This is a genomic window from Marinobacter sp. bablab_jr008 (genome assembly GCF_016464145.1).
Taxonomy (GTDB): domain Bacteria; phylum Pseudomonadota; class Gammaproteobacteria; order Pseudomonadales; family Oleiphilaceae; genus Marinobacter; species Marinobacter nauticus.
Genome location: NZ_JACDWW010000059.1, coordinates 82,886 through 98,060 on the forward strand (window position 1 = coordinate 82,886; position 15,175 = coordinate 98,060).

Sequence of the window (15,175 nt, forward strand, 5' to 3'; positions counted from 1 at the left end):
TGACGTTGAAACTATCGCATATACCGGCAGTTGCGCCGGCCACGCTCTCATAACGACAGCAATAAAGGTGTACACATGAAGATTACCCGCATCTCAGCACTGGCGCTTTCTCTTGCCGCCGCTCCGGTTCTGGCCAGTGACCTGGATCTGAGTCTGACCAACGATTCGGTCAAGGGTCAGGTTAACTTCTTCGGCAGCCAGGAAGAGCTGCAAATGGGTGCTGGATACACCTACCATGAAGGTAGTCGCCACATTATCAACGCCGATTTTCATGCCCAGGGCCGCACTGCCCTTGGGAATCTGCCAACAACTGCCGGCATCGGCATGCGTGGCGTCGGCTGGGATGACGACGATGTTGATGGCGGTGCCATCGGCCTTGGCGGTTTCGCCACGGTGAACATTCCGACCGTGCCCGGTCTGTCGTTTGGCGGCAGCCTGCACTACGCTCCAAGCATTCTGTCGTTCGGAGATTCCGACGACATGACCAGCGTGGAACTTCGGGGCAGCTACCGTGTTATCCGTAATGCGGAAGTGTTTGCCGGTTACCGTTACCTGAATACAGAACTGGATTTTGCCGGTTCTCCAGATGTGAATCTGGATGAGGGCGTGTTGGCCGGTATCAAGATTTTCTTCTGACCCCTTCGCCTCGGTTACCCGGCGCCTTGCCGGGTGACCGATTCGTGCAGCCATTCACGCCCTGCCCTCCTGATTACTGCTAGTCTGTCCGGACATTTGCAAACCGGACTGCGCTTTCATGAGACTGACAATCCCTTCCATACTGGCTACTTCCCTGTTGCTTTCCGCCTGTGGGGGCGGAGATAGTGCGATTGACGGCGCCAAAGACATTCCCAACCGGTTTGGCAACACTCAGAACGCGCTGGATGATTTCAGTTCCGGCAGTACCGGGGATTCCAGCAACGCCCGGGGCCTGAAGCCAAATCAGGTACGGGTTACCATGGAATTACCCGTTAATCTGGCACCTGAGGGCGAGCAAACACGGCGTAACCTTCGTATTGTGATTCCCGATCAGGTTCGGGTTTACCGCACCAACACCAGCGCACAAACCTTTGATGATGTTCGTTACTCCACTGAAAAAGGGACGGACGGCCACTTTATTCTGACCTTTGATAATGGCGTTCCCGTTGGTCCGGATGTGATCATTGAGGCCCGTTATGGCACCGCCACGATGACCGCTCTGGCAGCAGACGCCGACCGGGATGTAAAGGTGAACCCTTTTTCCCATTACCTGGTTACCGAGGTGCTCTGGCGCCGGTACTCCACCTATGATTTTCAGACCGTGTTGGACTGTGTGGATAACGCGTCTTGCTTGAACAAGTATGTATGGGGAACTCTGGCCGACCAGGTACACGATTTTGAGATTGATATTCCGGAGAACGCTAACGTTACCCAAGCGACCTCTACCCTGGCTGACCGGGCTGATTTTGCCAGCTATGTAGCAGATATGGCCGACTACGCACTGCTCGGCCAGGCATCCTCAGACCGGATTTCCGCCAGTGCGGCGGATTACAACTCCGTGTTTCTCGGCCTGGAATTGGGCCAGACGTTTCGCGAATCCAATGTAGCAGGAGCCGGCCAGTGGGGCGTACGCATGGCTCAGGTAGAGCGGCTGACCGAGGACAACCGCGCCTTTTTGTATCCCGCACTGACGCTCACGTCGTTCGATGCCTTCAACCTGAATATCACGTCTCTGGCCACGGACATACCTTACGATCGCCAAACGCAGATTCACGGTTTTTTCGAGCGGAATAATTCCGGTATTCCAGAGCAGCTCTTTTTTGAGCGCGGGACCGAAACCTGGGAACGAAACAGCCATTCCAGCGCCCCGGGCGCTGCCACACTGACCACCGAAACACCGGCTCGCTTGCTGGCGGGAAGAGCCCTTTACCAAACCATCACCAAACGAAACAGCAGCCTGATCAATGGCTGGACCAGAAACCCGTACTATCTGGATGCCTTTACTTCCGAACCGGTGAATGACCAGAGCGGGCCAGACCGGGTACTGACCAACTATTTCACCGGCGGCAAAGCGATCGCGCTGGAAGATGATAACGGCAAGCTCAAACGCCGGAACACTCTCGAAAACCACTACCTGAGCGTATTCGAGCTACACCTCCAACGTGCGGAGGCATTCCAGATCTACGATATGGCCGGACAGGCCTATAATGTGGCTTACCTCGCCACCCGCTTCGCCGATGGGGCGCCTGCAACATTCGAAACCGGACATGGTCAATGGGCATTCGGCTCAGCGAACGGTCAGACTCTGAACGGCACCGCCAATGTGGATCAGTTCACCCTGGCCCGCGACGCCTCCGGTGGCGTAGCCACACCCAATACCAGCAACGACACCTGGAATCTGATTAACCGGCGTTCCCGCCTGAGCTCGGGTGATATTTATATGGGGCGGCTGGGGTTGTTCCGCAACGAGATCGACGAACGAACCAACTTCAACGACCCCAACTTTGGCATCCCCGACATGGGCCTGGGAGCGGCAACCCCAAATCAGGATCTGATGGGCTTTAACCTCAATGATGGCACGTTGGGCAGTGGCCTCCTGGTGGCAGGAAAAACGCTCACAGACGGAGCACTGACAGAAGGCACCTATCGGTTACAGGGCGCCATCGTTGGCGTGACGCAGGAGGAAAACCGGCTCTACCACGTGAACAATGCACAGCTGACCCTGGCGAACAGTTCTGCCAGCTTCGAGGGCACAACCATGATGGTGAACCACCTTATCGAAGACAACGAGGTGGTGGCCCCTGAAGAACTGCCGATGCAGTTTAATGGCAGCTTCACAACAACATTGGAAGGGGGCATTTCGATTACCAGCGCCGGAGAATACGAGATGCGCGGCTTCTATACCGCGGCCGGCAACCAGGTCTTCCTGGTTATCAGCGACGATACCGGCCCGGAAATGAAAACCGGGCTATTGCTCGCAACCCTTGTTGAGGAATCCTCTGCGCCTTAAAACCTGAACCGCGGACAGCCCCGTATAACCTGTTATAATTCAAGCCATATCGATAGTAACGAGGGGTTTATGACTGCAGTTAACCGGGCGCTGATGCTGTTGATGCCGTTGTTTGCGTTTGCTGTTGCGGGTGCTATTTACACACCAACCGCAAGTCAGAACACCCTGCCGGGAGAAGGCGAAGGCGAAGTTACGCTGTCTTCTCTGCCACCGCTTCCAAATTGGGCGAATGAGGGTCTTCCGGACTTCTCAACCTATCAGGACACCACTGAAAAGAAAGTCGCGTTCTTCTCTTACCTCTATCCCAGGATAGTGCTTGCCAATTCCCGTATTCTGCTGGAGCGCGAATATCTCACCACGCTTGAGGGAAAGGAAGCTCTGACTAAAGATGAACTCGCATGGCTAACAAGCCAGGGGGATCGACTGCGCATTGAGGCCGAGGCCGGAACTGACCAGCAGTTCGACCTGCTTCGGAAACGCCTCGATGTCATTCCTCCGTCTCTGATCCTGGCTCAGGCAGCGAATGAATCCGCCTGGGGGACCTCCCGGTTTGCGACCGAAGGCAACAATCTCTTTGGTCAATGGTGCTTCTCCCGGGGCTGCGGGCTGGTGCCGCAGAGCCGAATCGAAGGTGCCAATCACGAAGTGGCAAAATTCCCGTCACCTTATTACTCCGTGCGCTCCTACATTCAGAATCTGAACCGTCATCCCACCTATCAAACAGTTCGTGATATTCGGCTCGCTGATCGCAATGCCCAGAAACCCCTGTCTGGGTGGGAGCTTGCAGAAGGCCTGCTTGGCTATTCCGAGCGTGGTGAGGAGTACATAAAAGAGATTCGCGCCATGATCCGTTACAACAATCTGGAGTTCTACGACGAGGAATTCAGAACCCTGCTGGGTGACCGGACCCCTGCGCAGTTTGAACGGCTGGCATCCGCCATTCCGGACACGACGCTCCTGCCCGGTGGATCCGGTGGCCAACTGAGCCCGTTTGAAGGCTAATCCCTGAACCTGACAGATTCGAGATTCTCCGATGCTTGATTTCCTGCCCGCGCCGCTAAAAGGCATCCTTGCGGTGCTGTTGATACTGATCAACACCCTGTTGTTTCTTCCGCTACTGTTGCTGGTAGCACTGGCCAAACTCGTTGCTCCAGTCCAGCCGTTTCGTAAGGCGTGCACTATCGTGCTGAATGCCATTGCCTGGTACTGGATCGGCTTCAACAACACCCTGATGAATCTGCTCCACCGGGTGGAATGGGAGGTCCGTGGTGCGGAAGAACTCAGCAAGGAGCACTGGTATTTTGTCACCTGCAACCATCAGAGCTGGGCTGACATTCCCGCTATTCAATATGTACTGAACAGCAAAATCCCACTGCTGAAGTTCTTCCTGAAAAAGCAGCTGATCTGGGTGCCTTTGTTAGGAGTTGCCTGGTGGGCTCTGGATTTCCCGTTTATGCACAGACATACCAAGGAACAGATCGCCAAACGCCCGGAACTGAAAGGCAAGGACATTGAAGCGACAAAGGCCGCCTGTGAAAAATTCCGGTACACACCAGTGACCATTTTCAATTTTATGGAAGGCACCCGTTTCACCCCGGAAAAACACCAGCGCCAGAACTCACCTTACAAGCATCTGCTGAAACCCAGAGCGGGCGGCACGGCCTTTGTATTTGGCGCCATGGGCGAGATGATTCATACCATGCTGGATGTCACTATCGTGTATCCCGGTGGCCGACCCGGCATCTGGGACTACCTGTGCGGACGGGTGCGCAAGATCGTGATCGATATTCGCACCCGCGAAGTGCCGGAGCGTTTTCTTGGAATGGATTACGAAAACAACCGGGAGGTCAGGGTCGACTTCCAGCGATGGGTAAGTGAGATCTGGGCGGAGAAAGACCAGCGAATTGAAACACTGTTGGCCGAAAACAGCTAACGAATAATCCCTGCGGGGCTGCGGTATTACAGCAGCCCCAGCTCCCGGGCCCGGACAATTGCCTGTGTCCGTGATTTAACATCCAGCTTGGCGTTTATCCTTCTGGCGTGGGTTTTCACGGTATGCAGCGAAATGTGCAATTTGTCGGCGATTTCCTGGTTTGATAGCCCCTGGGCGATCAATTCCAGAACGCCCTGCTCTCGATCACTGATAGGCTCGGCCAGGGGGTCTGCCGCCGGTGCCACGGGCTCACAACCAAACAGCCGCCCAAGCGCTGCGGTGAAGTCCCCGTTATCAAGATGGCGATAACATTTGTCCATCAACGGGCCAAGCTCTTTCATAAGCTCTGCAAAGGGGCTTATAAAATGCTCCCGGCTCGCCTGGGCAACGACGCTCTCCAGCCTCTTCCGGGCGGCAGGAAGGCCTTTCTCGGCTTCCAGCAGAACAGCATCCAGCAAACCCGCATGCAGCTGCAGCCCCCAGGGCATGCCGCCCTCGTATTTCTCTGAGACAGCATCCAGATGTTCCCGGGCTCTCACCAGGTCGCCATTGGCCATATCAGCCCGCACCTGCAAGCAATCCAGCAGGCCTGGCATCATCGGGAAAAGCTCTGGAACACATCCACCTTTACGGTAAGGTTCCAGTTTGGCGATCGCCTGCGTCGCACTGTCGTGTTGGCCTTGAGCCAGCCAACAGCTGGCCTTCAACGCTTCCAGAACCGGTACGTACAGGCTCTCATCCACCTGCCAGGTATGCATGGTGCGCTCTGCCCGGCCCACCCAGACGAAGGCATCATCCATCCGGCCCTGAGCGCGACACATCAGTACCCTCAACGCCATGGCGAGCAGCAACCCGAGATCACGGGTCTGTTCGGCATGACGGGCACAGTTGACCAATAGTCGATCGGCTTCCGTCAGACGCCCCTGATGCCAGAGCACCAGAACCAGATTCAGCTGCAGGCGGGTTTCCCCGATTCGTGCCGGCCGGCTAAGCTCCTGCATGGCCGTATCCAGCCCGGTTCGCAACAGTTGCTCCGCGTGGCGCAGTGCCCCTTTGCCCAGTTCAATGCGGGCATGGGCGTATACCGCCAGGGCCTCGGACCCCGAATCGCCAGCTTCGCGGGCCAGCTTGGAAGCAACACGATTGGCATCCCGAGCCTCCTGAAAAGACCCGGCCGCACAAAGCGCGCTCGAACGAACAATTTGAGTCACCAACTGCGCCTGGGTCGACATACTACCCATCGCCAGCGCCTTGTCAGCCATGGCCAACGCGGGCTGCACAAAGCCCTCACCGCGCAATATAAACGCCTTCAAAGCGTAGATGCGGCCCTCATGCTCGTTCCGGTCCCGGTCATTGAAGCCTTCAAGAAGCTGCTTTGCCTGCTGGAACTGACCACCAATGGCATGTACCCAGCCGTAAACAATACGCAGCCGGGCGCTTCGCTCCAGCAATTCTGCAGGCAGGTTTTTTCTCAAGCTCAACAAAGAGGCAGTATCCTGGCCCAGTAACAGCGCCTCGGTACTCTCGGAGGCAATGCGCACGACCTCATCGCTATCACCGGCCAGGACCGCATACTTTAATGCTTCCGGGAATTGCTGGCGCTGCTCGAACCATCGGCTGGCCATAAGCATTCGGGTGATGTAGCCCCCCATCACCGGGGTTTGCAGCCAGGCCTGTAGCAATGGGTTCAGGCGATACCACCGGCCCCGGCCAGGGACCGGCTTCAAGGGCAGACCACGATCAGCAGCCTCAGACGGTGGCATCCCCGACTCTGACACGGAAGGCTCGATAGCGAAAAACAACTCATCCGAACAGCTGTCCAGCTCGGCAATCGCCCTCATTGATTTCAACTGAGCGGACCCCAGCTGGGCCGCAATACAGTCTTTCAGGAAACGCTCTACCGAAGGGGTTTCGTGCAGGGCCCGACGCTCCCCGCCCTGTTTCAGCTCCCGCCGATACAGTGCCAGTGGCGTTGGCCAACCTTCAGTCAGCCCGAATAAATGATCAATCGCGACGCTCGTAATCAGGCTGTCGGAGCGCGCTTTCGCAAAAAACTCAAAGGTTTCAGACCGTGAGAACTCCAGGATATCCGGCCCCAGCCTCGTGTACTTGCCATTCAATTCCAGTGTGTGACTCTCAAATGGCACCGGACGCCGAGAAGCCATAGCAACGGAAAGACCCGATGGCAGATGGGTAACCAGCTGGTGCAATAAGCCACTGACCGCCGGGTTGGTAAGGTAATGGACGTTATCCAGCACCAGCACTTCCCTGGCCTCGCCGGCTTGCCGATCTCGATTGACCAGAAGCATGGTCAAGTGGTCTTCAAAGGTTCCGCCATTGGGCGGAAGCACCTCTGCCACCCCCAACGCCATCGCAAGTATTGACAGAAAACGGGAGGGTGCGTTGTCTCCGGCATTAAGGGCGATCCAGCGAACATTCACATCCGGTGCACTGGCAAGCGCGCTGACTAGCGCATGGGTTTTACCATAGCCTCCCGGTGCTTCTAACTGAAGCAACCGCCCCGGCTGCAAGGCCTGGCATATCATTCGATCCAGATTCGGCCTCGCCAGGGTATCGTCTGGTACAGATGGCACCCTCAGCCGGTGCTCCATAAGATCCCGCACCAGCTCACCGCTCTGTAGACTGGAGTTCGCGGTCTGGAACTCGTCGTTGGCTGCACAGCCTTCTTTAAAGGATTTCACGCACTGCCCCGTTTGAAACCGGCCGGACGAACGCCCAAACCGGAAAATAAGAGTCTTGCTTAGGCCGAAAACGGCATGGCGTCCTGCATGGGGTACGCCTTTAGTATGAGTCTTGAGGGAGAGGTTAAACCAAAGCAGGTGCTTGCTGCAAAAAATTGACGGGGAAAAAAGAGGTTAGAGGCGATTTTTTAACGCGGAGACACTTACCAACGGCCAAAAAAAAGCGAGCCGTAAAGGCTCGCTTTTCCTGACAGCGGTGAAACGCTGTTATTAACGGGTTCCAGCGCGACGCAGAGCCGCCGGCGTGTAATCCCGCGACTGACGCTCGACACCGAAGGTGTACGGCTGGTTCTCTTCGTTCGTCAGGCCAAGGGCCAGGTAGCGACCGGAGAGCAAATCGTACAGTACTTCAATGGCGTACCAGGGTACGTTCTGGTCATAGAACTGCATTCCATGTGCTTCTGCTACACGCCAGAGCTCACCACGGCCATCGTAGTGATCGATAACCGCCGCCTGCCAGGAGTCCTCATCAATGTAGAAGTCACGCTGTGCGTAAACGTGGCGCTCACCGTCTTTCAGAGTTGCACGCACGTGCCATACACGGTGCAGCTCGTAACGGGTCAGGTCCTGATTGATGTGGCCGGCCTTGATGATCTCGTCATAGCTCAGGCTGCGATCCACTAGCTTGTAGGAGTTGTACGGAATGTACATTTCCTTCTTGCCCAGCAGCTCCCAGTTGTAGCGGTCTGGCGCCCCGTTGTACATATCGAAGTTATCAGAGGTACGCATGCCGTCGGCTGCAGTACCCGGGCCATCGTAGGCAACCTGCGGAGCACGGCGAACCCGACGCTGACCGGCGTTGTAGATCCACGCCCGGCGCGGCTCTTTCACCTGATCAATCGTTTCATGAACCAGCAGTACGTTACCCGCCAGACGTGCCGGGGCAGTAATGGCCTGCTTGAAGTAGAACAGAACGTTGTCGTCCTCACCCGGCTTGTAATCGCTCAGGTAAGTACGCCATGTCAGCTCGTCCTGGAACTTGACCACTGAGTAGTCGCCACCAGCCGTCGGGGTAACCTGGCCAACGTTCCGCTGCACCGAACCACCACGATAACGGGTGATATGGTTCCAGATAGCTTCCAGGCCGTTCTGGGGAATCGGAAACGGCGTTGCGCTCTCGTAATTACCCAGGCCGTTACCGTTCTGAATCAACTCCACCTTGGTGGCGTTTTCAACGGTCTCGTCCATCACCTCTTTCGGGTACGCCGCCGTACGATGGGTCGGATACACCGGAATCTTGTAATCAGAGTATTGACGAATCATCGCCACCTGGCCCGGTGACAGCTTGTCGGCATACTGATCAACATTGCTCTGATCGATGACAAACTCAGGCTGCTCATCAGGGAACGGATTCACATAAATACCGTCGCCCTTGTAACCGGCTGGCGGAGTCGTTAACCCGCCCGTCCATGCCGGGATGGCGCCACCGTTACCGGACTTCTCTGCACCCATCGGGGTCAGAGTGTCTCCCAGTTTGGCCGCTTCTTCTGCAGAAACCGCGCCCCAGGCCTGACCGGTAAAGAGACTTGCAGCCAGTACACCTGTGGCCAGTAGTTTCTTGTTCAGTTTCATCTAAATTACCTCGTTGAACGAATTCGGTCCGGTTCAGAATGAGTAGGAAACGCTCGCACTCACGAAATCACGGTCGGTCAACTCGTTATACGGTTTGCCACCGAAAAAGTTTGTGTAGCCGATGTTGCCTGTGATCTTGTTCTGGTAAACCGCCTGAACAGACAGACCAAGTGCTTTGCTTCCTTCGTTGAAGGCACCACCCGGCTGCGGAGAGTAACCTTCTACGTCATGGCTCCAGGCCAACTGTGGCGACAGGTTCACACCTGCAAACACGTTCGGGTAGTCCCAAACCAGGCGGGTGCGATAGCCCCAGGAGAAGTCTGTGGTATAGCCGTCGTTCTCACAGTAGTCCGGGTTCAGATTCAGCTGGGGACAGATATCACCCGCAGGCGTGGGCACCGGACCTAGGCCAAAAGTACCGGAGCGCCCATAACGTGCCTCGTCGTAGCCCGGCAGATCGTGTACCCAGGTCATACCCACTTCATTGATCAGGGACAGACGGCTGGCACCCATAACCTGATCGAAGAACTTGATCAGCGTGAACTGGAATTGGGAGACATTGTAACGGTCATAGCCAGAAGCCCTCAGACCGTTGATATCGAAGTCCGCTCCAAGTTCTTTTTGCCGCTGTTGTTGCAAGAGACTTACAGGCGTCGAATTTGGATCATTGGGATTGGTCGGCAGTTGCAGACCAGCGTAGATCAGCTCAAATGCGTTCCACTGAAGGGGCACATCCTCACGGAAGCTATACTCGGCGCCCAGCGACCAGCCGCCGGGCGTGGTGGTATTGATACTGATACCGTAGAGATCGATATTCTCCGGGTACTCCATAAAGTACTCAGGGAACCCACCCGCCTGGGGCCCAGGACCGTCGTTCAGCACACCGCTTACATACGGCAAGCGACTGTTGTACTTTATGTAATAGAAGCCCAGCTCTGAATCATTCAGCTCAGGCACATACCAGCGAACGGCTACACCGAACTGATCCTTCGAATCCGCCTCTACATCAGCCAGTCGGTTAATTGCATAGCCACCAAGGCCCAATGAGTCGGCAGCATCAAGTATCTGACTCTGAGCCTCACTCACATCACCCGCTAGCCAGATAGGGCCACAGCCATCAGCGACAAAATCGATGGTGGAGAAGAAGGTCCCACAATCGTCGGGGCGCACCGGCTCCCATTTGGCCTGAACGAAGGCTTCAATGGAGACGTTTTCAGTCACACCGGCAGACATATAGAACATCTCAACCGGCAGCAGCGCATCCTTAAGCTCAGAGCCCGGAGCACGGAAGGCCTGTACGTCTACCGGGTTAATGGTATTGATGCCACCCTGGATAAAGGTACTTTCACCCCAGCTCACCACCTGCTTACCATAGCGCAGGCTCACGGGGATGTTGCCGAAATACCAGTCAGAAAACACGTAGGCATCAAGGATTTCGCCGCCTGAGGCGTTATCCTTTGCTTTCTCGTTGAGCTCTACGTAACGGCGATTCTCGTCTTTGAGTTCGAAGTCGTACCAATAGCGGCCACGAACAAAACCGCCTACTCGGGTCAGATATTGGCTGTCCACGGCGTAATCCAGGAACAACTCACTGTTGCCCTTGACGATCTTCGAGATGGTATCGCCTTTATCGAAGTTGCGGTTGCCGTCGTCATAGTTGTTGGTGGAAGCAGTACCCCGACCATCGTGCGGAGCCAGAAGACGCTTGTCGGCATCCTCTACTCGCCAGGAAGCACCTGCAGATAGCGTGGTATTGAACTGAGCCTCAACATCACCCATGTAGAACGAGTATGCTGCTGCCTGGCCGGACACACCGGCGGCTATGGCTACGGCAAGTGGTAACTTGGTCCAACGCTGCCACGGTTGAGTTTTTCTTGTCATTGGAAGGCTACTCCGTTGTTGTTCTGAGTCGCTGCTCGATTGTTCTGGTGTTAGGTGTCCTGACGGCTGTACACACAGTGCCGTGATGATTGCACTATAGCTAAGCCTTTCGGGGGCTTTGATCAGTCAAAAGTATGATTTTGCTGTCACTCTCTGTTCAGCCGGGGCTCGCACTCCCTCACTATAGACAAGATTCAGGAGTGCAACCACCTGTCGTCTTACAGCATTTCGATCGCCATTGCGGTGGCTTCACCACCACCGATGCAGAGCGCGGCAACACCCTTCTTTTTGCCATAGCGCTTGAGGGCATGCATCAGGGTAACCAGAAGACGGGAACCGGTAGACCCAACCGGATGCCCCTGGGCACAGGCGCCACCGTGAATATTCACCTTGTCTGGATCCAGGCCCAGTTCTTTGATAGGCATCATGGCCACCATGGCGAAGGCTTCGTTGATCTCGTAAAGGTCAACATCGTCCTTGGTCCAGCCGGTTTTCTGGAAAAGCGTCTGGATCGCGCCCACTGGCGCACAGGTGAACTCGCTGGGATGCTGGGACTGAGTGCTATGGGCAACGATCCGCGCCAGGGGCTTGAGGCCACGTTTTTCGGCTTCGGATTCACGCATCAGCACCAGTGCTGAGGAGCCGTCAGAAATGGAAGACGCGTTTGCCGCAGTCACGGTACCGTCTTTGGCAAACGCCGGGCGCAGTGTCGGAATCTTCTCAATGTTGGCGTTGTGGGGCTGCTCATCATCCTCTACCACCACCTCGCCCTTACGGGTCTTGACGGTAACGGGGATGATCTCCTCTTTGAGCAGGCCTTCTTCAATCGCTTTCTTGGCACGATTCAGGGAGGAAATCGCGTAGTCGTCCATTTCTTCCCGGGTATAGCCTTTCTTGTCCGCCATTTCCTGGGCGAAAGATCCCATCAAACGGCCAGTCTCGGCGTCTTCGAGGCCATCCAGGAACATATGGTCCTGGGGCGCCTGCCCAGGCCCCATGCGGTAGCCCTGGCGGGCGCCCAGCAAAATGTGAGGCGCGTTGGACATACTCTCCATGCCACCGGCTACCATGATGTCGTTTGAGCCGGCTTTGATCAGGTCATGGGCGAACATGGTCGCTTTCATGCCGGAGCCACAAAGTTTGTTAATGGTGGTGGCGCCAGTACTGTCTGGCAGTCCCGCCTTGCGCATGGCCTGGCGAGCGGGCCCCTGTTTCAGGCCAGCCGGCAGCACATTACCCATAATGACTTCCTGAATATCGGCAGGCTGCAGGCCGGCGCGCTTCACCGCCTCAGCGATGGCAATTGCGCCCAGTTCCGGCGCGGAAACCGGGGCAAGACTACCCATAAAACCACCCATGGGGGTGCGAACACCGCTCACGATGACAACGTTGTCCTGACTCATGCTGTGACCTCTCTGTTGGTTCTTTATGATTCTGGTTATGGTTTGTGGGGCGCTTCAAGATACTCCTGGGATTGCATTTCCAGCAATCGGGATTCCGTGCGCTCGAATTCAAAGCTCAGACGCCCGCCCGAATAGAGCTCGGTGATGGGCGCCGCAGCGGAGATAATGACCTTGACGTTGCGGTCGTAGAACTCATCGATCATGTTGATAAAACGGCGCGCCTGGTCGTCCTTGTCGCCACCAAGCACCGGTACATTGCTGACGATAATGGCGTGGAACTGGCGCGCCATTTCGATGTAATCGTTCTGGCTCCGGGGGCCGTCACACACGTCTTTGAAGTCAAACCAGACCACATCGTCTGCGTGGGCCTGGGCCGGAATCTTGCGACCGTTGATTTCCATGGTTTTACTGTGCTTCGCCGCTTCGACGGCCAGGGCGTCGAAACTGTTCCGCAAGCTGATATCCGCCTCATCATCCAGCGGACAGTGATAAAGCTCTGCCTGCTCCAGGGTACGCAGGCGATAGTCCACGCCGCCATCCACATTCACCACATCGGTGTACTTCTTTACCAGCTCAATGGCAGGCAGGAACCGCGCGCGCTGGAGGCCATCTTTATAAAGGCCATCGGGGACGATATTGGACGTACACACCAAGGTAACACCACGACCAAAAAGCCCATCCATCAGCGTGGCAAGGATCATGGCATCGCCAATATCGGAAACAAAGAACTCGTCGAAACAGATGACACGGGTCTCGTCCGCAAACTTTTTAGCCACCATCTCAAGGGGGTTTTTCTCCCCTTTCAAAGCCTTCAATTCGTTGTGAACGCGCTGCATAAAACGGTGGAAGTGCACCCGCATCTTGCGCTCGAATGGCAGCGACTCAAAAAAGGTGTCCATCAGATAGGTTTTACCCCGGCCAACGCCGCCCCAGAAATACAGGCCTTTAACCGGCTCTTCCCGGCCCTTCTTGAGTTTGCGGCGCAGTTTGGCCAACCCTTTGTTGCGCTCGTTTTCAGCAGCCACCAATTTATCGTACAGTGACTGCAGGCGTTGGACTGCATCTACCTGGGCGGGGTCCTTGTGAAAATCCGGGCGTTCAAGATCCTTTTGGTAACGCTCCCAAGGGGTCAGGTTCGCAACGGTATCGGAGGACGTGGCTGCAGTCATCAGGCTTCCTGAATAGTTGAGTCGAGTGAAAAATCGGCGCGGTATTGTCGCCTATTTCGCGTTTTTTCGCCACGCCGGGCGGCTCTCGGGGCAATACGACGATTGGCTCAGTGTTTCAGCATGGGCTCAATCGGTTTGGGGCGTTATACTCCGTTTACGGGGATTGGCTCACTTCCAGGCAATATAAGGACGATTTTCATATGACAAACCTGATTCTGGCGGCAGTTGCCGCGTTGGTAGTTGGCATTGTCATCGGGATTCTGGTTGGCCGTTCCGGCCAGGGAGCAACGTTGCGGCAGCGCCGGGCGGAGCAGCAGATTGAAGAGCTGCGCAGCGAGTTTACGCGCTATCAGGCCCAGGTGAACGAGCACTTTATGGAATCCGCGCACCTGTTGCGCCGGTTCAACGACGCCTACCGGGATGTGAACCAGCATATGGCTCGTGGCGCCAACCGTCTGTGCAATGACGAAGACTGGATGGAAGAGCTGGATCAGAAATCCAAGGGCAGACTGGAGCATGGCAGTGATGGCGAGCCTTCAGAACCTCCCAGGGATTATGCACCCAAGGCCGACCCTGAGGCCAAAGGCACGCTTGCCGAGGACTACGGCCTGGACAAGGGCGAGAAGCGCCCGGCCTGATTCGGAATCAGAGGCTGCGCCACGCGCAGCCTGGCAACGATCTTCATACCGGATTATCACAATCGATGAAACGGTGTGTAACACCAAACGCCTCAGCAATCGCCGCCCCTAACGCCTGCACTCCATAACGCTCTGTCGCGTGATGGCCCGCCGCAAAGTAATGAATGCCGCATTCCCGGGCGGTATGCGTTGTCGGCTCCGAGATTTCACCACTGATGTAGGCGTCTACGCCCGCCTCCAAAGCAACGTTGATAAAGCCCTGAGCGGCGCCCGTACACCAGGCGACGGCTTTGATTTTGTCTGCCCCTGCACCAACGTGCAACGGCTGCCTGTGCAGAGCCCGAGCCATCTCTAACTCAAACTTTTCAACTGACAAGGGCTCCGGCAACTCACCCTGCCAGACCAGCCCCCCCAGCGGCCTAGGATTCTGGATTCCGAGCACTTCCGCCAGTTGCCGGTTGTTGCCATACTCTGGATGATCGTCCAGTGGCAGATGGTAGGCGACGAGGTTGATGTCGTTGTCCAGCAACTGCTTGATCCGGTTTTTCTTCATGCCACGAATAGTCTGGTCTTCACCTTTCCAGAAGTAGCCGTGGTGGACAAGGATCATGTCTGCGTTTTGTGCGACTGCTGCGTCAATCAGTGCCTGGCTGGCCGTTACACCGGTCACAAGGGTCATAACCTGCTCGCTGCCTTCAACCTGAAGGCCGTTCGGGCAGTAATCCTGGAAGGTATCCGGCTGAAGCCATTGATTTATCTTGGCTATAATCTCGTTTCTGCTCGCCATTAAACACCTCGAACACATTTCGGTTTCTGGACGCATGGCAGCTG

11 protein-coding genes are annotated in these 15,175 nt (G+C 56.1%); 5 read left to right on the plus strand and 6 right to left on the minus strand.

Annotated elements, in window-relative coordinates; genetic code table 11:
* Window positions 1-75: 75 nt before the first annotated feature.
* From JIF53_RS08985 to JIF53_RS09000, 4 genes are all read left to right on the plus strand, one after another.
* Window positions 76-636: a YfaZ family outer membrane protein gene (locus tag JIF53_RS08985; protein ID WP_023009053.1), complete on the plus strand. Its 561-nt coding sequence runs from the start codon at window positions 76-78 to the stop codon at window positions 634-636.
* A gap of 118 nt (window positions 637-754) precedes the next feature.
* On the plus strand, window positions 755-2,986 hold the full coding sequence (locus JIF53_RS08990) for a hypothetical protein (protein WP_199452317.1): 2,232 nt from the start codon (window positions 755-757) through the stop codon (window positions 2,984-2,986).
* 69 nt (window positions 2,987-3,055) lie between these two features.
* Complete coding sequence (locus JIF53_RS08995) at window positions 3,056-3,988, plus strand: glucosaminidase domain-containing protein (protein ID WP_199452318.1); 933 nt, start codon at window positions 3,056-3,058, stop codon at window positions 3,986-3,988.
* A 31-nt stretch (window positions 3,989-4,019) separates the two neighbouring features.
* Window positions 4,020-4,919, plus strand: a complete 900-nt coding sequence (locus tag JIF53_RS09000; RefSeq protein WP_199452319.1) for an acyltransferase — start codon at window positions 4,020-4,022, stop codon at window positions 4,917-4,919.
* 26 nt (window positions 4,920-4,945) lie between these two features.
* Here the strand turns inward: JIF53_RS09000 and JIF53_RS09005 are convergent, their stop codons facing one another.
* The 5 genes from JIF53_RS09005 to zapE form a co-directional block, all read right to left on the minus strand.
* A complete protein-coding gene (locus JIF53_RS09005) occupies window positions 4,946-7,621 on the minus strand; it encodes a LuxR C-terminal-related transcriptional regulator (protein ID WP_199452320.1) in 2,676 nt (891 codons plus the stop codon).
* Between the two features lie 270 nt (window positions 7,622-7,891).
* On the minus strand, window positions 7,892-9,253 hold the full coding sequence (locus JIF53_RS09010; protein ID WP_199452321.1) for a DUF1329 domain-containing protein: 1,362 nt from the start codon (window positions 9,251-9,253) through the stop codon (window positions 7,892-7,894).
* Window positions 9,254-9,286: 33 nt separating this feature from the next.
* Window positions 9,287-11,134, minus strand: coding sequence for a DUF1302 domain-containing protein (locus tag JIF53_RS09015; protein ID WP_199452322.1), 1,848 nt, complete (start codon window positions 11,132-11,134; stop codon window positions 9,287-9,289).
* Window positions 11,135-11,352: 218 nt separating this feature from the next.
* Window positions 11,353-12,537 (minus strand): thiolase family protein, encoded by a 1,185-nt coding sequence (locus JIF53_RS09020; RefSeq protein WP_014422096.1) that lies wholly within the window; start codon window positions 12,535-12,537, stop codon window positions 11,353-11,355.
* A 35-nt stretch (window positions 12,538-12,572) separates the two neighbouring features.
* Window positions 12,573-13,670, minus strand: a complete 1,098-nt coding sequence (zapE, locus tag JIF53_RS09025) for a cell division protein ZapE (protein ID WP_206769562.1) — start codon at window positions 13,668-13,670, stop codon at window positions 12,573-12,575.
* A gap of 236 nt (window positions 13,671-13,906) precedes the next feature.
* On the opposite strand from zapE, the gene JIF53_RS09030 reads away from it, so the two are divergent.
* Window positions 13,907-14,344: a YhcB family protein gene (locus JIF53_RS09030; protein WP_011786143.1), complete on the plus strand. Its 438-nt coding sequence runs from the start codon at window positions 13,907-13,909 to the stop codon at window positions 14,342-14,344.
* A 43-nt stretch (window positions 14,345-14,387) separates the two neighbouring features.
* Here the strand turns inward: JIF53_RS09030 and JIF53_RS09035 are convergent, their stop codons facing one another.
* On the minus strand, window positions 14,388-15,131 hold the full coding sequence (locus JIF53_RS09035) for a Nif3-like dinuclear metal center hexameric protein (RefSeq protein ID WP_199452324.1): 744 nt from the start codon (window positions 15,129-15,131) through the stop codon (window positions 14,388-14,390).
* Window positions 15,132-15,175 lie beyond the last annotated feature (44 nt).